General features: G+C 33.6%; 19 protein-coding genes. 7 read left to right on the top strand and 12 right to left on the bottom strand.

Translation table 11 applies throughout. The features are described 5' to 3' along the window. Positions 1 to 3: 3 nt before the first annotated feature. Positions 4 to 399 carry an ExbD/TolR family protein gene (locus tag JI750_RS17750; RefSeq protein WP_008464192.1) on the top strand — a complete coding sequence of 132 codons (396 nt, stop codon included), beginning with the start codon at positions 4 to 6 and terminating at the stop codon, positions 397 to 399. 257 nt (positions 400 to 656) lie between these two features. Here JI750_RS17750 and JI750_RS17755 read toward each other — a convergent pair whose 3' ends face one another. The 3 genes from JI750_RS17755 to JI750_RS17765 form a co-directional block, all read right to left on the bottom strand. Then, a complete protein-coding gene (locus tag JI750_RS17755; protein WP_202005299.1) occupies positions 657 to 1,562 on the bottom strand; it encodes an energy transducer TonB in 906 nt (301 codons plus the stop codon). Between the two features lie 361 nt (positions 1,563 to 1,923). After that, positions 1,924 to 3,150, bottom strand: a complete 1,227-nt coding sequence (locus JI750_RS17760; protein ID WP_202005302.1) for a Glu/Leu/Phe/Val dehydrogenase dimerization domain-containing protein — start codon at positions 3,148 to 3,150, stop codon at positions 1,924 to 1,926. Between the two features lie 142 nt (positions 3,151 to 3,292). Further along, on the bottom strand, positions 3,293 to 3,868 hold the full coding sequence (locus JI750_RS17765; RefSeq protein WP_111364538.1) for a chalcone isomerase family protein: 576 nt from the start codon (positions 3,866 to 3,868) through the stop codon (positions 3,293 to 3,295). Between the two features lie 498 nt (positions 3,869 to 4,366). Between JI750_RS17765 and JI750_RS17770 the strand changes: the two genes are divergently transcribed. From JI750_RS17770 to JI750_RS17790, 5 genes are all read left to right on the top strand, one after another. After that, positions 4,367 to 5,509 (top strand): acyl-CoA dehydrogenase, encoded by a 1,143-nt coding sequence (locus JI750_RS17770; RefSeq protein ID WP_202005305.1) that lies wholly within the window; start codon positions 4,367 to 4,369, stop codon positions 5,507 to 5,509. A gap of 144 nt (positions 5,510 to 5,653) precedes the next feature. Beyond that, positions 5,654 to 6,631, top strand: coding sequence for a M20/M25/M40 family metallo-hydrolase (locus tag JI750_RS17775; RefSeq protein WP_202005308.1), 978 nt, complete (start codon positions 5,654 to 5,656; stop codon positions 6,629 to 6,631). Between the two features lie 35 nt (positions 6,632 to 6,666). Next, on the top strand, positions 6,667 to 7,344 hold the full coding sequence (locus tag JI750_RS17780) for an SDR family NAD(P)-dependent oxidoreductase (RefSeq protein ID WP_202005311.1): 678 nt from the start codon (positions 6,667 to 6,669) through the stop codon (positions 7,342 to 7,344). Between the two features lie 27 nt (positions 7,345 to 7,371). Further along, positions 7,372 to 7,740: a four helix bundle protein gene (locus tag JI750_RS17785; protein ID WP_202005314.1), complete on the top strand. Its 369-nt coding sequence runs from the start codon at positions 7,372 to 7,374 to the stop codon at positions 7,738 to 7,740. 12 nt (positions 7,741 to 7,752) lie between these two features. Further along, entirely contained in the window at positions 7,753 to 8,355 is a 603-nt protein-coding gene (locus JI750_RS17790; RefSeq protein WP_202005317.1) for a SprT-like domain-containing protein, read from the top strand. A gap of 71 nt (positions 8,356 to 8,426) precedes the next feature. On the opposite strand, the gene JI750_RS17795 is transcribed toward JI750_RS17790, so the two are convergent. The 6 genes from JI750_RS17795 to gcvP form a co-directional block, all read right to left on the bottom strand. Then, positions 8,427 to 9,188, bottom strand: coding sequence for an ABC transporter ATP-binding protein (locus JI750_RS17795; protein ID WP_095931813.1), 762 nt, complete (start codon positions 9,186 to 9,188; stop codon positions 8,427 to 8,429). Beyond that, positions 9,188 to 9,934, bottom strand: a complete 747-nt coding sequence (locus JI750_RS17800; RefSeq protein WP_202005320.1) for an MlaE family ABC transporter permease — start codon at positions 9,932 to 9,934, stop codon at positions 9,188 to 9,190. The genes JI750_RS17795 and JI750_RS17800 overlap by 1 nt, the downstream gene beginning before the upstream one ends. A gap of 79 nt (positions 9,935 to 10,013) precedes the next feature. Beyond that, a complete protein-coding gene (locus JI750_RS17805) occupies positions 10,014 to 10,862 on the bottom strand; it encodes a glycosyltransferase family 2 protein (RefSeq protein WP_202005323.1) in 849 nt (282 codons plus the stop codon). 85 nt (positions 10,863 to 10,947) lie between these two features. Next, a complete protein-coding gene (locus JI750_RS17810; protein WP_202005336.1) occupies positions 10,948 to 11,469 on the bottom strand; it encodes a methyltransferase in 522 nt (173 codons plus the stop codon). 285 nt (positions 11,470 to 11,754) lie between these two features. Continuing rightward, positions 11,755 to 12,813 carry a 3-oxoacyl-ACP synthase III family protein gene (locus JI750_RS17815; RefSeq protein WP_202005339.1) on the bottom strand — a complete coding sequence of 353 codons (1,059 nt, stop codon included), beginning with the start codon at positions 12,811 to 12,813 and terminating at the stop codon, positions 11,755 to 11,757. A 354-nt stretch (positions 12,814 to 13,167) separates the two neighbouring features. After that, positions 13,168 to 16,017 (bottom strand): aminomethyl-transferring glycine dehydrogenase, encoded by a 2,850-nt coding sequence (gene gcvP / locus JI750_RS17820; RefSeq protein ID WP_202005342.1) that lies wholly within the window; start codon positions 16,015 to 16,017, stop codon positions 13,168 to 13,170. A gap of 194 nt (positions 16,018 to 16,211) precedes the next feature. Here gcvP and JI750_RS17825 point away from each other — a divergent pair, with 194 nt between their 5' ends. Continuing rightward, positions 16,212 to 17,024, top strand: coding sequence for a UbiA prenyltransferase family protein (locus JI750_RS17825; RefSeq protein WP_202005345.1), 813 nt, complete (start codon positions 16,212 to 16,214; stop codon positions 17,022 to 17,024). 106 nt (positions 17,025 to 17,130) lie between these two features. On the opposite strand, the gene JI750_RS17830 is transcribed toward JI750_RS17825, so the two are convergent. The 3 genes from JI750_RS17830 to JI750_RS17840 all read right to left on the bottom strand — a co-directional run bounded on the left by JI750_RS17830 (position 17,131) and on the right by JI750_RS17840 (position 19,223). Beyond that, on the bottom strand, positions 17,131 to 17,526 hold the full coding sequence (locus tag JI750_RS17830; RefSeq protein ID WP_202005347.1) for a DUF1090 family protein: 396 nt from the start codon (positions 17,524 to 17,526) through the stop codon (positions 17,131 to 17,133). A 268-nt stretch (positions 17,527 to 17,794) separates the two neighbouring features. Beyond that, entirely contained in the window at positions 17,795 to 18,700 is a 906-nt protein-coding gene (locus JI750_RS17835; protein WP_202005351.1) for a TIGR01777 family oxidoreductase, read from the bottom strand. A 136-nt stretch (positions 18,701 to 18,836) separates the two neighbouring features. Further along, a complete protein-coding gene (locus JI750_RS17840) occupies positions 18,837 to 19,223 on the bottom strand; it encodes a hypothetical protein (protein WP_202005354.1) in 387 nt (128 codons plus the stop codon). Between the last annotated feature and the right edge of the window lie 9 nt (positions 19,224 to 19,232).

The following is a 19,232-nucleotide window of genomic DNA, read 5'->3' on the forward strand; positions in this document are numbered from 1 at the left end:
GCCATGTCTATTAAAAGAAAAAGAAGATTTCACGCCGAAGTTGCGACTTCATCTTTGAGCGATATCATGTTTTTCCTGCTGTTGTTTTTCTTAATTATCTCAACACTGGCAAATCCGAACGTGATTAAGATGACATTGCCAAAAGCTAAAGCGAATGAAAAGACCAATAAACAGTTAATTAGTTTATCGGTTACCGAAGATAAAAAGTTCTACATTGATAAACAGGAAGTCGATTTTGAAAATCTAGAAACCAGTTTAATGTCAAAAATAGGAACAGATAAAGAGCAAACTGTTGTAGTTCGAATTCCGTTTAATCTGCAAGTTCAAGACTTGGTAGATGTTTTACAGATAGGAGTAAAGAACAATTTGAAGTTTGTAATTGCAACTAGTCCGAAATAGTCATTGCGAGGAACGAAGCAATCGCATTAAGGAATGTGCCACAATCTTGTCATTTCGACGAAGGAGAAATCTCCACAAGTAACTCCGTAACGAAAATCCAATCTTTGTAGAGCTTCTCGCGAAGATTTTTCCTTCGTCGAAATGACAAACTGAACGAAAGAAATGAGTCAAACAAGTTCAACAAAAAAGGCTTTCAGATTTCTGAAAGCCTTTTTCTATAATAGCAGATTTAGTGTAAATCTGTGAAATTTGTTTTTTTAATCCAAACTAAAATTATAAATAATTTTTCCAACTTGTTTTGCAGGAGCATCACTATCAGATTCCCATTTTGTATTCATTGCTGCAATTCTTGCTTGATCTAGTAAACATTTTGCGGTATTGGTAGTTCCTTTAATTCCAGCTGTTGCACTTATCGTTTTTCCGTTTTGGTCGACACTTACTTCAACGACAACTTTTCCTTCTTCATTACAAGTATATTTTGGTGCAGGTTTAGATAATGCTTTTCTGTTTCCTAAAGAATATCCAGTTCCTCCTCCAGAACCGCCGCCACTTCCTGCTCCGTAACCGCTTCCGGTGCCAATACCATTTCCGGTTCCGTTACCGCCTCCAGTTCCTCCGCCAGAACCACCACTTCCGTAGTAACCGTTAGAGTTTAAACTCCCGTTTGCTTTTCCTTTATTTCCTGCTGCTTTATCGTCTCCGTCACCACCTTTGTTCGAACCCTTCATAATACTTGCTAATGCATCGTTTGTTGAGTTGGAAACTTTTGGTTTTTCCGGTACAGGTTTTTGTATCGGTTTTTCAACAGGAACAGGTTTCTTCGGTTTCTCTTTTGTCGGAATTACAACATCATTATCGGCAGTTGTATTTTCTTGTGTAATTATCGATTCTTCTTCTGGAGTAGCTTTTGCAGGAGCTTGTTTTACGTTGTTTTTTACATCCAGAACTTCACTTTTATAATTGGCTCCAGAGCCTAAATCGCTGTCTCCAAAATTTATGGTTACACCACCGCCACCTCCGCCGCCATCAGCAAGAGCTACATTATTTTCTGGATTGTATGGAGGCCAGAAACGTATAAAAAACAGCAATAAAATTATTACTGCATATATAGCTGTTGTGAATAGCAATGATTTCTTTTGATCTGAAGAAATTGAGGAACTCATTTAGATACTAAATTTTGAAATGTATTATTTTAAAAACGTTTAAAAGTAGTAAAAATTGTTTAGAATGAAAGAGAGAATTTAATCGCAAAGGGCGCTAAGTTTTTTTAAAATTATAACGCAAAGCACGCAAAGGTTTACGCAAAGCAAAGAAGCGCAAAGTTTTAGTTGACTTAAATTTGAGTGAATCTTGAGATTAAAAGTTCACAAAGCTTTGTCAAGATAAAGCTTTGCGAACTTAATATTTAGATATTGCTTGCGTTTCAAATTAAAATACCTTAGCGTACTTTGCGTTAAAAAATCTATGACAAAAAAAACGAGCCAAACAATAATGTGGCTCGTTTAGAATAAAAGTATAAAAAAATTACACTAACTGTTTCAATGCAATTTCAAAAGCAGTTGCACTGATATTTGTTTTAGATGAATTTAAAGCGTGTGCTTTTACAATCGCATTTTTGATAATTTCTGAAGTATCATTAAAAATTGCCTCATCTGTCATTTGAACTTTTTTCTCCATGAAATAAGCAAAAACTCTTGCCATTCCGCAGTTTGAAATAAAGTCAGGAATCAAACTTACTTTGCTGTCTACTTCTTCCATAATAGAACCGAAGAAAATTTCTTTGTCAGCAAAAGGAACATTCGCTCCACAAGAGATTACTTCTAATCCGTTTGCAACTAAACTGTCAATTTGAGCTTGTGTTACCAATCTTGAAGCAGCACAAGGAGTGAAGATCTTAGCACCAATTGTCCAGATTTTAGAATTGATTTCCTCAAACGGAATCATATTGTCGGCAACTAATTTATTTCCGTCTTTATTTAAAAACAAAGTTCTTATTTCTTCAAAAGAAAAACCTTCTTCTTTTATTAATCCACCATCACGGTCAATAATTCCGATAACTTTCGCACCCATTTCTGCTAAATAAAAAGCTGCTGCAGAACCTACGTTTCCAAAACCTTGCACGATTGCTTTTTTACCTTTAATGTCTCCGCCATAAGTCGCGTAAAAATGACGAACAGCTTCAGCAACACCAAAACCAGTAATCATATCGGCAACAGTATATTTTCTAGTAACGTCTGGTGAGAATTTTGGGTTTTCAATCACTTTAATTACACCTTGACGTAATTGCCCAATTCTATTAATTTTATCTGCTTCTGTTGGTTTAAAGTGTCCATTAAAAACACCTTCCTGCGGATGCCAAACACCACATTCCTCTGTCATTGGAATTACTTCGTGAATCTCATCAACATTCAAATCTCCTCCAGTTCCATAATAGCTTTTCAATAACGGAGAAACGGCTTTGTACCAACGTTGCAAAACACCTTTTTTGCGAGGATCGTTCGGATCAAAATTTATTCCAGATTTAGCTCCTCCAATTGCAGGACCAGAAACTGAGAATTTAACTTCCATAGTTTTAGCCAAAGACAAAACTTCATTCATGTCTAAGCCTTTTCTCATTCTCGTTCCTCCACCCGCAGCTCCTCCACGAAGTGAATTAATAACAGTCCACCCTTCGGCTTCTGTTTCTGAATCTTTCCAATTGAAAACAATTTCAGGTGCTTTGTTTTCAAATTGTTGTAATAAATCTTTCATTTTGTTGTGATATGTTTATTTTGCGTAAATGTATAAAATAGAATAATGCGAATAATGTATTTCGCATCAAATTTATAAAACAAAAAAGAAAAGCCGAAAACTATTTGGTTTTCGGCTTTCGGAATATTTAAAAAATTAAGATTTATTGTCCTAATAAGTGTTTTTTCAAAGTTTCGTCTACTGGTTTATCAGAAAGCCAGATTCCGAATAATGCTTTTTTGAAATCGAATCCAGGAATTTTTCCTTTTAGAACTTCATTTTTACTCACATAAACATTTTGATCTAACGGATTGTATGCTAAAATGAAAACATCTTTTTCAGTAATAGCATCGCTTAAATAACTTTTTAACTGCTCAATTCTTGGACGCAATTGCTCAAGATTTGCTCCCGCAGATTTTTCAAAACCTGTGTTCATAGCTTTTGTCAGCTTGTTTGAAGAAACCATAGAAGAAGTAATTTCGATTCTAACAGCCATTTCAGTATCACTATCAATAATGAATTGCGGATCTTGAGTTAGTTGTGATAAATAAAGTGCTTGAACATAAACTTCCAACCACATTTTTGATCTTCCGCCTGCTCCGTTTAATTGTAATGGTTTGCCTTGAAATTCTATTTTTCTAGGAACTGTCACACCATTAACATCAATTTGAGTTTGAGCTGAAACAGTAGAAAATTGCAAACTAAAAAGGACTGCCAGTAAAAGTAAAATCTTTTTCATATTCTATCAAATTTTTATTTTTAAGGCAAAAATAATAGTAATTTATTAATATTTAGGTCATATTTAAAATGTTTTTTTACTAAAATTTTTATGTTTAATTTTTGTATTACATTAACAATCAATTTAGTAAGAGTAGGTTTACGTACTTTTACTCATTTTAAGAATTGTCTAACTTTTTAGGCAATTGAAAATGGCTTTTTTTAGATTAAAAACACACATTAAGGGCTAATTTTTCAATCAGAAATTTTATAGAAAATGTTATCAAATTAATGCTCTTTTGAAAAAAAAGTTAAATAATAACGAAAACGTTATCGTAATCTTTGCTGATCTATTAATTTTATATGCGCGCATTGTAATTTAAACATTTAAAAAGTATCTTTGGAAGCCTTTGTATTATAAATTAAGGCATCGAAAAATCACAAAAAAACATAAAAAAACAATCAACTAAAGAAATCTGTTTTGAAATCTGGTTGAGAAAAACATTTAAAGTAAACTACTATGGATTTTAATCTTACCGAAGAACATTTAATGATTCAGCAGGCAGCAAGAGATTTTGCTCAAAATGAATTATTGCCGGGAGTTATTGAACGTGACGAAAAACAAATTTTTCCAACTGAGCAAATCAAGAAAATGGGTGAGCTTGGATTTCTTGGAATGATGGTTGATCCTAAATATGGAGGAAGCGGTCTTGACGCTATTTCTTATGTTATTGCAATGGAAGAAATTTCTAAAGTCGATGCTTCTGCTTCTGTTGTTATGTCGGTAAACAATTCATTAGTTTGCTGGGGATTGCAAGAGTTTGGGACTGAAGAGCAAAAACAAAAATACTTGCCAGGTTTAGCTTCTGGACAAATTCATGGCGCATTTTGCTTAAGCGAACCTGAAGCAGGAAGTGATGCAACTTCGCAAAAAACGACAGCAATTGATATGGGAGATCATTATTTAGTTAATGGTACAAAAAACTGGATTACAAACGGAAACACGGCATCAGTATATTTAGTAATTGCACAAACTCATCCAGAATTAAAGCATAAAGGAATCAATGCTTTGATTATGACGAAAGATATGCCAGGTTTTTCAGTTGGTCCAAAGGAGCAAAAAATGGGAATTCGCGGATCTGATACGCACTCTTTAATGTTTTCTGATGTGAAAGTTCCAAAAGAGAATAGAATCGGTGAAGATGGTTTCGGATTTAAATTTGCAATGAAAACTCTTGCTGGAGGTAGAATCGGTATTGCTTCTCAAGCTTTAGGAATCGCTTCTGGAGCTTATGAATTGGCTCTGAAATATTCTAAAGAGCGTAAAGCTTTTGGAACTGAAATTTGCAATCATCAAGCAATTGCTTTCAAATTGGCTGACATGGCAGTTAATATTGAAGCAGCTCGTCATTTATGTATGAAAGCGGCTTGGGATAAAGACAATCATAAAAATTACGATGTGAGTGGTGCGATGGCAAAATTATTTGCTTCGCAAGTTGCAATGGACACTGCAGTTGAAGCTGTTCAGATTCATGGAGGAAACGGATATGTAAAAGAATATCATGTAGAACGTTTAATGCGTGATGCAAAAATTACTCAGATTTATGAGGGTACTTCTGAAATTCAGAAAATCGTAATTTCTAGGGCAGTTATTGCTGGATAAATAAAATTTTAGAATTTAATTTTTAAACCCTTTCGGCTTTTTAGTTTGAAAGGGTTTTTTTATGAATATTGTATTACTTTTCATAAGTTTATGCCTTAAAGTAAATTTTTGTTTCTTACTCAATATTAAATCAAACCAAACATTATGAAAAAGCTATACTTTCTGCTTCCCCTTATTTTTTTAGCGTGTAAATCGGGAACTTCAACGACAAAAGAAAATGAAGTAAAAACAGATTCGAAGCCAATAGAAATTAGCTATAAAGTAAAAGAAAATGAAATCTCAGATTTTCTGAAATATCTTTCTTCTGATGAAATGGAAGGACGTGAAACAGGAACTCAAGGAATTGAAAAAGCAGCAGTTTTTTTGGAAGATTTTTTAAAGAAAAATAAAATCAAACCCTATTTTAAAACCTATAGAGATACGTTGACAAATTTTCAGCCGTCAGCTTTTAATATTGTTGGAGTTATTGAAGGAACAGATCCCGAACTTAAAAAAGAATTTGTGGTATTGAGTGCGCATTACGATCATATTGGTATTGAAAAAAAAGATCAGGCAGATAAAATAAATAATGGTGCAAACGATGATGCTTCGGGCGTAACTTCTGTAGCGGCAATGGCAAAATATTTTAGCGAAACTAAAGTAAATAAGCGTAGCATACTTGTTGTCTTTTTTGCTGGCGAAGAAAAAGGATTATTAGGATCTAAAAGTTTAGTTCAGAAATTGAAAAAACAGAATTTTAATCTTTATACCCAATTAAATATTGAAATGATTGGTGTTCCTATGAAAAGGGATTATCTAGCTTATATTACTGGTTTTGATAAATCGAATATGGCGCAAAAAATAAACGAATATACAGGAAAAAATACAATCGGATTTTTGCCAAAAGAAGCAGAATATCAATTATTCTATCGTTCAGATAATTATTCGTTTTACGAAGTTTTCAAAAAACCATGCCAGTCTATAAGTACTTTTGATTTCGAAAATTTTGATTTCTATCATCATGTTTCAGATGAATTTAAAGTAATGGATATTCATCATATTACTGCATTCACACAAGAATTATTGCCAGCGGTAACAAAAATTGCGGTTTCGCCTACGCAAGAAATAACCATGAATAAATAAGACGCTGTTTTACAGCATTTGATTATTTTTGCGACATGAAAAATATTATCGTTACAGGAACAAGCAGAGGAATTGGTTATGAATTAGCCTTGAAATTTGCTGAAGCTGGTCATCAAGTTTTGGCCATTTCCAGAAAAATACCGCAAGCACTTTTAGAACATCAAAATGTAACTTGTCTATCTGTTGATTTGGCAGATGAAACGGCTTTAGATCAAGTTGAAAATTTCCTTTCTTCAACTTGGAAAAAAGTAGATGCAGTAGTTCATAATGCGGGAGCCTTGCTTCTAAAACCTTTTGCAGAAACTACTCAAGCAGATTTTGAAAGTATTTATAAAGTGAATGTTTTTGCAGTAGCAAATTTGACTCGCATCTGTATTCCGTATTTAGAAAAAGGAAGCCATGTTGTTACCATAAGTTCTATTGGCGGAGTTCGCGGAAGTTTGAAATTTGCTGGATTGGCAGCTTACAGTTCTAGTAAAGGAGCTGTAATTACTTTGACTGAATTATTAGCAGAAGAATATAAAGAAAAAGGAATCTCATTTAATGTTCTGGCTTTGGGTTCTGTTCAAACCGAAATGCTAAACGAAGCTTTCCCGGGTTATCAAGCTCCAATTTCAGCAGAAGGAATGGCAACTTATATTTATGATTTTACGCTTAACGGAAATAAATATTTTAACGGGAAAGTTTTAGAAGTCTCTTCAACTAACCCTTAGTTAATTATAAATTATGAGTTATGAATTATGAGTGAGAGTATTGTGAAAACTAAAAGTTTTGAGTTAGCTGTAAGAGGAGTTAATTTTTATAAATGGCTAGTCATGGAAAGGAAAGAATTTATAATGAGTAAACAATTTTTGCGTTCTGTAACTTCTGTTGGGGCGAATGTTCGTGAAGCTGTCAACGCGCAAAGTAAGCCTGATTTTATTCATAAATTGTCAATCGCTCAGAAAGAATGCGATGAATCAATGTATTGGCTTGAAATTTTAAAAGAAACAAATTATATTTCTTTGATTGAATTTGACTCCATCCATCAGCAATGTAATGAAGTTCTCAAAATCATCAGAAGTATTATAATAACATCAAAGAGAAAACTTATAACTCATAATTCATAACTCATAATTATTTTGAGCGAAACTTTAGCTAAATATATTCCAGAACATGCGGTAAAACCTGTTTTCGATTTGATAGTGGCCAATCAGGTTCACTTGAAAATTGTAAACGAGCGTCAGACGCGTCACGGAGATTATAGAAGAGGGCCAAGTGGAAAGCATGAAATTACGGTTAATGCAAGTTTGAATAAATACCGGTTTTTAATTACGCTGATTCATGAAATTGCTCATTTAGTTGCTTTTGAGAAATTCGGAAGAAATATAAAGCCACATGGAAATGAATGGAAATTCACTTTTCAGCGTCTGATGATTCCGTTTATTCGGCCAGAAATATTTCCAGGACAAATTTTGCCTTTATTGGCAAGACATTTCAAGAATCCTTCAGCGAGTAGTGATACCGATACGACTTTGTCTTTGGCTTTAAAACAATATGACAAGGATAATGATAAGAATTATGTTTTTGAAATACCGTATGGAAGTGTTTTTAGGATCAAGAATGGAAAAATTTTTAAAAAGTTGGCCGTTCGTACCAAACGTTTTGAATGCATCGAAATAAGCTCAGGAAAAACATATCTTTTTAATCCGAATGCAGAAGTGGAGCTAATTAATGTTCAATAAAAAAATCCCAAATTCCAAAGTTTACGACAATAGGAATTTGGGATTTTTTAATATTGAAATTCTAAAAGGTTTTAGCCTTTCAAATATGCTTCTCTTACTTTTTTGAAAAGGTTTGAAGAATAAACAAATTTAACTACCGCCTCATTGTCGGTTGTAAAAATTTCTTCTTTTGTTCCTTGCCAAGCTTTCAGACCTTTCTTTAAGAAAACAATATTCTCACCGATTTCCATTACAGAGTTCATATCGTGAGTATTAATTACAGTTGTAATGTTGTATTCTTTAGTGATTTCTTGAATCAAGTTATCAATCAAAGTCGAAGTGTTTGGATCTAAACCAGAGTTAGGTTCATCACAAAACAAATATTTCGGATTGTTTACAATTGCGCGAGCAATAGCCACACGTTTCTGCATTCCTCCGGAAATTTCAGAAGGCAGTTTCTTGTGTGCATCAATTAGATTTACCCTTTCTAAAACAAAATCAACTCGTTCTTTAATTTGCGCTTTGTTGTTATTAGTAAACATTTTTAGCGGGAAAGCCACATTTTCTTCAACAGTCATCGAGTCAAATAAGGCACTTCCCTGAAATACCATTCCGATTTCAGTTCTCAAGTCACGTTTTTCATCTTTGTCTAAATCAGAATATACTCTTCCGTCAAATTCAATTGTTCCTGAATCTGGCGTGTGAATTCCTAATAACGTTTTTAATAAAACTGTTTTTCCAGATCCACTTTGTCCAATAATCAAGTTGGTTTTTCCAGTTTCAAAAACAGTCGAAACGCCTTTTAAAACTTTGCTGTCGCCAAATGATTTTTCTATATTTTTTACTTCTATCATTATCCTAATAATAATTGAGTTAATATATAATTAAAAAGAATGATACAAACAGAAGTCCATACAAATGATGTCGTACTTGCCTTACCAACTTCTAATGCGCCACCTTTCATGTAATAGCCATGAAAAGATGGAATTGTTGCCAATAACATGGCAAAGATTAAAGTTTTAATAAAGGCATAAGTAATATGAAACGGTATGAAATCTTTCTGAGCTCCCATTATAAAATCGGCACCAGTTGAAAATCCTCCGTAGGCGCAAGCCATCCATCCACCAAAAATTCCTAAAAACATACTAATTCCGATTACGAAAGGATACATTAATAGAGCGATTATTTTTGGAAAAACAAGATAGTTTACTGAGTTTACTCCCATAACTTCTAAAGCATCAATCTGTTCTGTAACACGCATTGTTCCGATACTTGAAGTAATGTAAGATCCCATTTTTCCGGCCATAATTACCGAAATAAAAGTAGGGGCAAACTCCAAGACTACAGATTGACGTGTAGCAAAACCAATTAAATATTTTGGAATTAAAGGGTTAGTTAAGTTTAATGCTGTTTGAATGGCAACAACTCCTCCGATGAAAAAAGAGATGAAGCAAACAATTCCAAGAGAATCAATAATAAGATCATCAATTTCTTTTAGAATTAGATTTTTCATGACAGGCCATTTGGTCTGTTTATTGAAAATTTCTTTCAGCATTAAAAAATATTTCCCGATTTGGGATAAATAGCGAATTAGCATCATAATTTTTAAATATTGGCTAAATTAAGGATTAGTTTACAGTTTACCGTTTCGGCTAGGCAGTTTTTTAATTTTTTTAAGATTAAAAAAGCTTTTGTTTCATTTTTGCAAAACGATATTTTCTAATAAATTTAGCCTGTTCTGGGGTAACTAATAAAGGAGTTTTGGCGCTTTTTGCTTTCATAAATCCTTTAATGTAATCTAAAAATAGAAATGGTTTTTTCTTCATCATAGCCAATTTTGCCGAAGCAATTGCTGTGATCCAAAAACCATATCCTATAGTATAAAAAGCTTCGCCTTGTTTATATCGAGCTGTTTTGTTGTAATTGGCACCAGTTGGTTTTAGATGTTTTACTTGTAAAGATTCGTCTGTAACAATTTTCCAATCGTAATATTTACAAAGTAATTCATCAACAGTATCCCAGCCCATTGCAGGTCGTAAGCCACCAATTTGCTGAAAGGTTTCTTTTCTGTACGCTTTTAAAGCTCCGCGAATATGATCTTTGTCGGTAAGATTTTCTAAAACCCATTCGCCATTTTTATCAATGTAGCAGAATCCGCCAGCCATTCCAATTCTAGAATCTGATTCGAAATGTTTAATAATCGTTTCAAAATAATTTGAAGGAAAAATTAAATCGCCGTCTATTTTTACAATAATATCGTAATCAGAATCCAGTGTTTCAAAGCCTTTCTGAAAAGCCTGAATTACTTTGCTTCCTGGCAAATGAATCGCATCAGAAGTTTTGTTTACAATAGAAATGTATGGATTTTCTTTTGCGAATCCTAAAACAACTTCTTCCGTTTTATCGGTTGAATTATCATTTACGACCACAACTTTTGAAGGCAAAACGGTTTGTGTAATCAAAGATTGTAAAGTCAAGCCAATTAAGTCTTGCTCATTATGTGCCGGAATGACGATGTAATATTTCATAAATTTTCAATTTAAAATTCCAAATTCCAATCTTAACAAGATTGCTAAAATTGGAATTTGGGATTTTTTTTATTGGAATTTGCCGTTAGGCTCTTTCAGCAACAACAATATAATATCTCGGAGTGAAATATCTTAATAATGGTCTGATTCCAAGTTTTTTTACTGGATGCGTAAATTGCAGACGATCTGTTATTTTCCATCCTGTTTTTTCTAAAAGCCAGTCCAGTTGCCAGTCTTCGAATTCATGGTAATGTCTGTCCCACATGTCAGTTTTAGAACGATATGCTGGTGAAAACCATAAACGTAATGGAATTGAAATTAATATTTTATCACATTTTACGTTTTGTAAAATGGTATACGGATTTAGTAGATGTTCGAAAATCTCAAATGCAGTAAAAACAGTATAATCTTCAGTTTGTAAAGCATTATGATCGTTGTCTAAATCTTCGCCCTTTGTATTTTTTACGGTATAGCCATTTTCTTCCATTATTTTAGAAAACGGATTTGGAACTCCAAAATCAAAAATGGTCTCTGATGTGCTAACGTGTTTTTGTAAAAACTCTAATGTAAGTTTGAATCTTTTATTCGGAAACGTTTTTTCGTACATAGTTATTGCGAACGAATCTCTCGTTCATGAATTGTTAATTTGGTCGCAAATATACTAAAAAAGTAATCAGTGTTCAGTTTTTAGTATTCAGTTGCGGTGCTAAGTTTTAAAATGAATTTCTCACAATCCCGATAGCTATCGGGAGCGAAGTCGCAAAGTTTTGATAAAAAAATAAACCATATAAGTAATACAAGTTCAATTAAGAGAAAACTTAATATGTCTTATATTACTTATATGGTTAGAAAACCTTCGCGACTTCGCGATGTTATTTTCTCGACTTTAAATTTAATATCGATAAACAAAGGCATTAATATTCATTCCCGCTCCAACTGAAGCAAAAATAAGAACATCACCTTTATTGATTTCATGGCCTTCAACTTTTCCCTGAAGAATTAAATCATATAAAGTTGGTACAGTTGCAACACTACTGTTTCCTAAATCGTGAATGCTCATTGGCATAATGTCTTTAGGAGCTGTTTTGTCGTATAATTTGTAGAAACGTTCGATGATCGCTTCGTCCATTTTTTCGTTTGCTTGATGAATCAGAATTTTTTTCACTTCATCAATTCCGATGCCGCTTTTATCTAAACAGCTTTTCATAGCGCAAGGGACATTGCTTAACGCAAATTCGTAGATTTTGCGTCCGTACATTTTGATGTATTTTGTATCTGGATCTAAATCTTTATTGTATGATTTTCCGAAGAAAAGGTAATTAGCTTCATCAGTTGCAAAAGTGGCACTCTCGTAAGCTAGTAATCCCGCCTCATCTGTTGAAGCTTCTAAAATTGAAGCTCCGGCGCCATCAGAATAAATCATTGAATCACGATCATGGTCGTCAACAACCCTTGATAACGTTTCGGCTCCAATTACCATTACTCTTTTTGCCATTCCAGATTTGATGAAAGCATTGGCTTGCAAAACACCTTCAATCCATCCTGGGCATCCAAAAATAATATCATAAGCCACACACTTAGGATTTTTAATTCCTAGTTTGTTCTTAACACGTGTTGCCAAACTCGGTAAAATATCAGATTGAGTAGTTCCTGGCTTTACATCTCCAAAATTATGGGCAATGATAATATAGTCTAATGTTTCAGCATCAATTGCAGCATTTGCAATTGCTTTTTCAGCAGCAAAGAAAGCTAAGTCAGAAGCATTGTATTGTGGTTCAGCATAACGGCGATTTTCAATTCCCGTAATGCCTTTAAATTTTTTAATTACAACTTCGTTCGGGTAACCAAATGGAGTTCCATCCTCATTTAAAAAAATATGTTTGTCAAAGTCTGTGTTTTTTACTTCTAGGTTGGGAATGTAACTTCCAATACCGATTATTTTTATTTTCATTTTTCCCTTTAATTATCCGATAAATTTAGTGCTAATGTATAAATAATATTATGATAACTATCATAAAAAATAGTATGCATGCATATAATTATGAAATAACTATTTTTCGGTTGATATATTGTTTTTTCTCTAATGATTTTTTAATATTTCCTAGATTTCAAACGATTGAAGACGATTTTTAAGGTGAAGTTTTTTTGCTTTAATTTTAATTTCGTGATAATAATTTCACAAAAGATTAGCAGAAAGTTATGTTTCTTTAAATCAGATTTCTTCTTTGGTGTTTTGTTTAAAAAAATAAAACCCGACAAGTTTTAAAAACCTGTCGGGTTTGAATATTTATAAGAAAACTAAATTTTAGCTTTCCATGTAAGCTTCGATTGGAGCACAGCTGCAAACTAAATTTCTGTCACCATAAGCATCATCTACACGACGAACCGATGGCCAGAATTTATTGTCAGCAATGTAATCTAATGGATAAGCTGCTTTTTCTCTAGAATAAGGGAAATCCCAAGCATCATTAGTCAACATTGCTAATGTGTGAGGTGCATTTTTTAATACATTGTTTGTGTCCTCAGCTGTTGCAACTTCAATCTCTTTTCTGATTGAGATAAGAGCATCACAGAAACGATCTAACTCAGCTAAATCTTCAGATTCTGTCGGCTCGATCATTAAAGTTCCTGCTACTGGGAAAGAAACCGTAGGAGCGTGGAAACCGTAATCCATCAAACGTTTAGCGATATCACCAACTTCGATTCCGTTTTCTTTAAATGCACGACAATCTAAAATCATTTCGTGAGCCGCTCTTCCGCATTCTCCAGTATAAAGAATTGGGTAGTGTCCTTCGAAACGAGATTTCATGTAGTTTGCATTCAAGATTGCGTGTTCTGTAGCACTTTTTAATCCTTCAGCACCCATCATTGTAATGTAACCGTAAGAGATTAAACATACTAAAGCAGATCCGTAAGGTGCAGATGAAATAGCAGTAATTGCTTGTTCACCGCCTACTTTTAAGATTGGATTTGTTGGCAAGAACGGAACTAATTTTTCGTTCACACAGATTGGTCCAACTCCAGGTCCACCACCACCGTGAGGAATAGCGAATGTTTTGTGTAAGTTTAAGTGACAAACGTCAGCACCAATTGTAGCAGGATTTGTTAATCCAACTTGTGCATTCATGTTTGCACCGTCCATATATACTAAACCACCATTTTCGTGGATTAATTTTGTGATTTCAATAATTGAAGATTCGTAAACTCCGTGAGTCGAAGGATAAGTAACCATTAAACAAGATAAATCATCTTTGTGTTCAATCGCTTTTGCTCTTAAATCTTCTACGTCAATATTTCCTTCTGGAGTAGTTTTCGTAACAATGATTTTCATTCCGGCCATCGCTGCAGAAGCAGGATTTGTTCCGTGAGCAGATGAAGGAATCAAACATACATTACGGTGACCTTCGTTTCTTGACATGTGGTAAGCACGAATAGCCATTAAACCTGCATATTCTCCTTGAGCTCCAGAGTTCGGCTGTAAAGTTGTTCCAGCGAAACCAGTAATTACATTTAATTGCTGCTCTAATTTTTTAAGCATTGTGATGTAACCTTCAGCTTGTTCAACTGGTGCAAATGGGTGAATGCTGTTCCAGTTTGGCATTGAAAGAGGTAACATTTCAGAAGCTGCGTTTAATTTCATTGTACAAGAACCTAATGAAATCATCGAATGATTCAACGATAAATCTTTACGCTCTAATTTTTTGATATAACGCATTAACTGGCTTTCTGAATGATGATTGTTGAAAACATCATGCGTTAAGAAAGAAGAAGTTCTTTCTAATGAAGCTGGTAATTGGCTAGCTTCAGTTAATTCAGAAGCGATGAAAGTTTCTTTACCTAATGCTTCAGCAAAAATTGCAATAATTTGGTTGATGTCAGAAATCGAAGTTGTTTCGTTAAATGAAATCGAAACTGATTCAACATCAGGATAGAAGAAGTTTACTTCGTTTTTCTCAGCAACTGCTTTTACTTTTTGAGCATCAGCTTTTACTAAAATGGTATCAAAGTAAGCTGTGTTGGTTTGGTAAACTCCTAATTTATTTAAAGCTTCAGCAGTAGTAACTGCAGATGCGTGAACTTTGTTTGCAATGTATTTCAAACCTTCTGGTCCGTGGTAAACAGCATACATTCCTGCCATAACAGCCAATAAAACCTGAGCAGTACAAATATTTGAAGTTGCTTTTTCACGTTTGATGTGTTGCTCGCGAGTTCCTAAAGCCATACGTAAAGCACGGTTTCCATTTGTATCAACAGAAACTCCAATGATACGACCCGGCATAGAACGTTTGTACTCATCTTTAGTTGCAAAGTAAGCAGCGTGAGGACCACCGTAACCCATTGGCACACCAAAACGTTGTGTAGTTCCAACAACAACTGCAGCTCCCATTTCTCCCGGAGAAGTTAAAGTTGCTAATGATAAAATATCAGCAGCAAAAGCCACCTTAATCTCATTTTCTTTTGCTTTAGCAACAAAAGAACTATAATCGTTTACCTGACCATATTTTCCTGGATATTGTAAAATCGCTCCGAAGAACTCATTTGAAAAATCAAATGTTTCGTGATTTCCAACAACTAATTCAATTCCGATTGGAGTTGAACGTGTTTGTAAAACTGATAAAGTCTGTGGTAAAATTTCTTCAGAAACGAAGAATTTGTGTGTATTGTTTTTCTTTTGATCTCTTGTACGAACATCAAATAATAAAGCCATCGCTTCTGCAGCAGCAGTTCCTTCATCAAGTAAAGAAGCGTTGGCGATTTCCATTCCTGTTAATTCAATAACTGTAGTTTGGAAATTTAAAATAGCTTCTAGACGACCTTGAGCAATTTCTGCCTGATAAGGTGTGTAAGCTGTATACCATCCCGGATTTTCAAAGATATTTCTTTGAATTGGAGCTGGAACAATAGTTGGGTGATAACCCAAACCGATATACGATTTGAATACTTTATTTTTCTTTCCTAATTCCTGAATATGATTTGCAAATTCATATTCTGTCATTGCAGGATCTAAATTCAAAGGTGCTTTTAAACGAATATCATCCGGAAGGGTTTCGTAAACAAGTTGCTCAATTGAGTCAACTCCAATTGTTTTCAGCATATGCTGAAGATCGGTTTCTCTTGGACCAATGTGTCTTAAAGCAAAAGCATCTGTTTTCATGTAGCTATCTAATGTTTTTAATTGATGTGTTCGTGCACCATTTTACTGTACGAATCACATTTAAAAGTAAATGTGTTGTTTTTTGTGGCGCAAAATTAAGTATTATTAATAATTTAATAGGTATTTTTAACTTCATTTTTTATCAAATTTCTAATCAAAGACTTGGTTTGTTAATAAAATATTAGATTTGAGGTATGATAGTATCAAAACGCTTCTTAGATTTTTACCTGAATAGCAGTATTCATGTGGCTTTGTCATGTTATGCACTTGTACGAATAACGTTTCATGTGTTTCATATTCAATATGATGAGCCGATGGCACTTTTTGTTTTTTTTGGAACAATTGTAGGATATAATTTCGTAAAATATGATGCGCTAGTTCGCGTAAAGAAAAATCCGATTGGGACTCAGCTAAAAATTATTGCTGTTTTGAGTTTTATTTCGGTCGTTTTGGTCGGTTATTATTTTTTCCATTTAAAGAGAATTACGCAAATTGTCTCTGTCGGAATTTTTGCCATAACGGCGCTTTATACATTACCGTTTTTTCCAAATAGAAAAAATGCTAGAAACTGGGCTGGTGTAAAAATTTATATTGTCGCACTTTGTTGGGTTGGAGCAACTTTAGTTTTACCATTAATAAATGCTGAAATTCCGTTTACCACAGATTTTTTCATTAAGTGCATTCAGCGTTTTATACTGGTTTTCGTATTGATTCTCGTTTTCGAAATCTTAGATTTAGCCAACGATGATCCGCATTTGCAAACCGTTCCGCAGACAATCGGAGTGAAACGGACTAAGATTTTAGGATTTCTATTATTGATTCCGTTTTGGTTTTTAGAAGTTTTTATTTCAACATTCAATTATCATGATGCCGTAATAAATTTGATTATGGTCGTCATGCTGATGTTGTTTATTGCTTTCGCGAATCCAAATCGTTCCAAATATTATACTTCCTTTTGGGTAGAAAGTGTTCCCATCCTTTGGTGGCTGATGGTCGTTTTTCTGTAAAGATATTTTGGTCGAGCTATCCGCGCTACTTCAGTAGCCAGCTCCTATCCCTCACGCAAAACGTAAAACGAGAAGATTTATTTTTTAAAAGAAAATCAGCAATAATCTATTTTGTTTTTTGTTCTGCCAAAGCTTTGTTTAATTCAGCTTTAGCTTCATTTAGTTTTTTCCTTTTCTTGTCGATTTTTTCTTTGCTTTCATTGTCTTTGATCGCTTCATTTAAATCTGCAGTTCTTTCGTTTACTTTTTGTTGTTTCTCTTTTACCTTTTTGTCAAGATCTTTATTAACTGTTTTTGTGGTACAGTTTTTCTTGGTCTGCGCAATAGCTTCTTCAACACCTTTTATCTGATTTTGATTTCCCGCTTTTTTTGCAGCAGCCAATTTTGTGTTCAATTCACATAATTTTCTTTCACATCCTTTTAAGGTTGTGCAATTACTTTGAGAAAATCCTATAAAAGAGATAGTAAAAAGAGCTACAGTTAATATCGTTTTTAATTTCATAAGTATATTTTTTTGATTTGTAATTATTCGTTTTTAAGGATAATACTTATAAAATTAAGCAATTTATTTTAATAGCGTTTTTTAGTATCTTATTAATTTAAGTTTGCTTTTTCCACAATCTTGTCATTTCGACGAAGGAGAAATCTCTATAAGAAGCTCGACAAAGATTGGCTTATTGGAGCGGAGTTACTTACGAAGATTTACTTCGTCTGTTCGCTGTCGCTCGGGTCTCCTTAGTCGAAATGACAAAACTGCTTGAATTTAGGTTCTAAATTAAATCTCGAAAAGCCTCATCAATATCTCCAAACTTAAATCGAAACTCATTTTCCAAAAGTCGTTTCGGAATCACATTTCGACTTTTTAAAACCAATTCAGTTTCTGTTCGAATCAAAAAAGACCCAATTTCAAGAAAGAATTTATTCATCGGAATTCCGAAAGGAAAACCAACAGCTTTTCTCATTTTTTGCATAAAATCAACATTTCGAATCGGTTCTGGAGAAACTACATTTATAACTCCAGTAATTTCTTTTTGAATAATAAGATCAACAGCATTAGCAAAATCTTCTTCATGAATCCAGCTTACAAACTGATTGCCAATTCCTTGTTTTCCTCCAAATCCCATTTTTGCTAAAGTTTTTAAAGGAATTAAAGCACCGCCATTTTTACCCAAAACAATTGAAGTTCGAAGAGCCGTTTTTAAAGTCTTTGGTGTTTCAGTTTTAAAAAATGCCTTTTCCCAAGAAAGTGCCACGTTGATAGAAAAGTCATTCCCGATTTCTCCACTAACTTCATCCATTTGTTTGTCTAATGAAAAACGATAAATAGTTGCTGTAGATGAATTAAGCCAATGTTTTGGTGGGTTTTGGCAATTTAAAACTGCTTTATTTAGAATTTTTGTACTGTCAATTCTAGACCAGAGAATTTCTTTTTTGTTCTTTTTCGTATAACGACAATCAACAGATTTTCCAGCAAGATTAATTAAGACTGAAGCATTTTCTAATTCCTTTTCCCAGCCAGTAAAAGTTCTGGCATTCCAGTTTATATATTTAATTCCGTTAATTGTCTGCGATTTTCCTCGGGTTAGAATTACAATTTCTTCAAATTTATCTTTGAAATGATTGACTAAAACTTGTCCAAGAAAACCAGTTCCAGCTGCGATTATGAGTTTTTTCATTTGATGTTTTTTTAGCCGCGACCCGAGCGATAGCGAATAGGCGAAGCAATCATACGAATTTTCACAAATTTAAAAAGTGCATAAAGGAATCTGAAAATTAATTCGTGAAAATTCGTGCGATTCGTGGCAAATAATTTTAAGCTTTAAAAACCAATCTCTCTTCTCCCTGAGCTTCTTTAGCTTTTCTTTTTCCTCTAAAAAAGAAATACAAATTAAAGAATAACATAATGCCAAGATAAATAGAAAATCCACCTATTTTATAACTTAGTCTTTCAATTAATTCCTGATAGCTATCTTGATTTAATTGAAGTTCTAAAATCATTAATGCAAAACCGATATTTAAAAGATAGAATCCGGTTTCAAAAAGTTTATTAGTTGCCTCAGCAATTTCTTCACGGCCTTTAAATATGTCGAGCATAAAGATTTTTCCGTTTTTGAAAAGGGTTTTAGAAACGTAATAAGTTAAAAATAAAGCGACTGGTAAATAAATTCCGTAACCGATTAAGATTTTTGTAGTTTCCATAATATTTGA

The sequence above is a fragment of the Flavobacterium tagetis genome (genome assembly GCF_016735615.1).
GTDB classification, from domain to species: Bacteria; Bacteroidota; Bacteroidia; order Flavobacteriales; family Flavobacteriaceae; genus Flavobacterium; species Flavobacterium tagetis.

Bases quoted from the DNA above. Each gene is read 5' to 3' on its own strand.
- JI750_RS17750 (WP_008464192.1), top strand. From the start codon at position 4: ATGTCTATTAAAAGAAAAAGAAGATTTCACGCCGAAGTTGCGACTTCA.
- JI750_RS17755 (WP_202005299.1), bottom strand. From the start codon at position 1,562: ATGAGTTCCTCAATTTCTTCAGATCAAAAGAAATCATTGCTATTCACA.
- JI750_RS17760 (WP_202005302.1), bottom strand. From the start codon at position 3,150: ATGAAAGATTTATTACAACAATTTGAAAACAAAGCACCTGAAATTGTT.
- JI750_RS17765 (WP_111364538.1), bottom strand. From the start codon at position 3,868: ATGAAAAAGATTTTACTTTTACTGGCAGTCCTTTTTAGTTTGCAATTT.
- JI750_RS17770 (WP_202005305.1), top strand. From the start codon at position 4,367: ATGGATTTTAATCTTACCGAAGAACATTTAATGATTCAGCAGGCAGCA.
- JI750_RS17775 (WP_202005308.1), top strand. From the start codon at position 5,654: ATGAAAAAGCTATACTTTCTGCTTCCCCTTATTTTTTTAGCGTGTAAA.
- JI750_RS17780 (WP_202005311.1), top strand. From the start codon at position 6,667: ATGAAAAATATTATCGTTACAGGAACAAGCAGAGGAATTGGTTATGAA.
- JI750_RS17785 (WP_202005314.1), top strand. From the start codon at position 7,372: ATGAGTGAGAGTATTGTGAAAACTAAAAGTTTTGAGTTAGCTGTAAGA.
- JI750_RS17795 (WP_095931813.1), bottom strand. From the start codon at position 9,188: ATGATAGAAGTAAAAAATATAGAAAAATCATTTGGCGACAGCAAAGTT.
- JI750_RS17800 (WP_202005320.1), bottom strand. From the start codon at position 9,934: ATGATGCTAATTCGCTATTTATCCCAAATCGGGAAATATTTTTTAATG.
- JI750_RS17805 (WP_202005323.1), bottom strand. From the start codon at position 10,862: ATGAAATATTACATCGTCATTCCGGCACATAATGAGCAAGACTTAATT.
- JI750_RS17810 (WP_202005336.1), bottom strand. From the start codon at position 11,469: ATGTACGAAAAAACGTTTCCGAATAAAAGATTCAAACTTACATTAGAG.
- JI750_RS17815 (WP_202005339.1), bottom strand. From the start codon at position 12,813: ATGAAAATAAAAATAATCGGTATTGGAAGTTACATTCCCAACCTAGAA.
- gcvP (WP_202005342.1), bottom strand. From the start codon at position 16,017: ATGAAAACAGATGCTTTTGCTTTAAGACACATTGGTCCAAGAGAAACC.
- JI750_RS17825 (WP_202005345.1), top strand. From the start codon at position 16,212: ATGATAGTATCAAAACGCTTCTTAGATTTTTACCTGAATAGCAGTATT.
- JI750_RS17830 (WP_202005347.1), bottom strand. From the start codon at position 17,526: ATGAAATTAAAAACGATATTAACTGTAGCTCTTTTTACTATCTCTTTT.
- JI750_RS17835 (WP_202005351.1), bottom strand. From the start codon at position 18,700: ATGAAAAAACTCATAATCGCAGCTGGAACTGGTTTTCTTGGACAAGTT.
- JI750_RS17840 (WP_202005354.1), bottom strand. From the start codon at position 19,223: ATGGAAACTACAAAAATCTTAATCGGTTACGGAATTTATTTACCAGTC.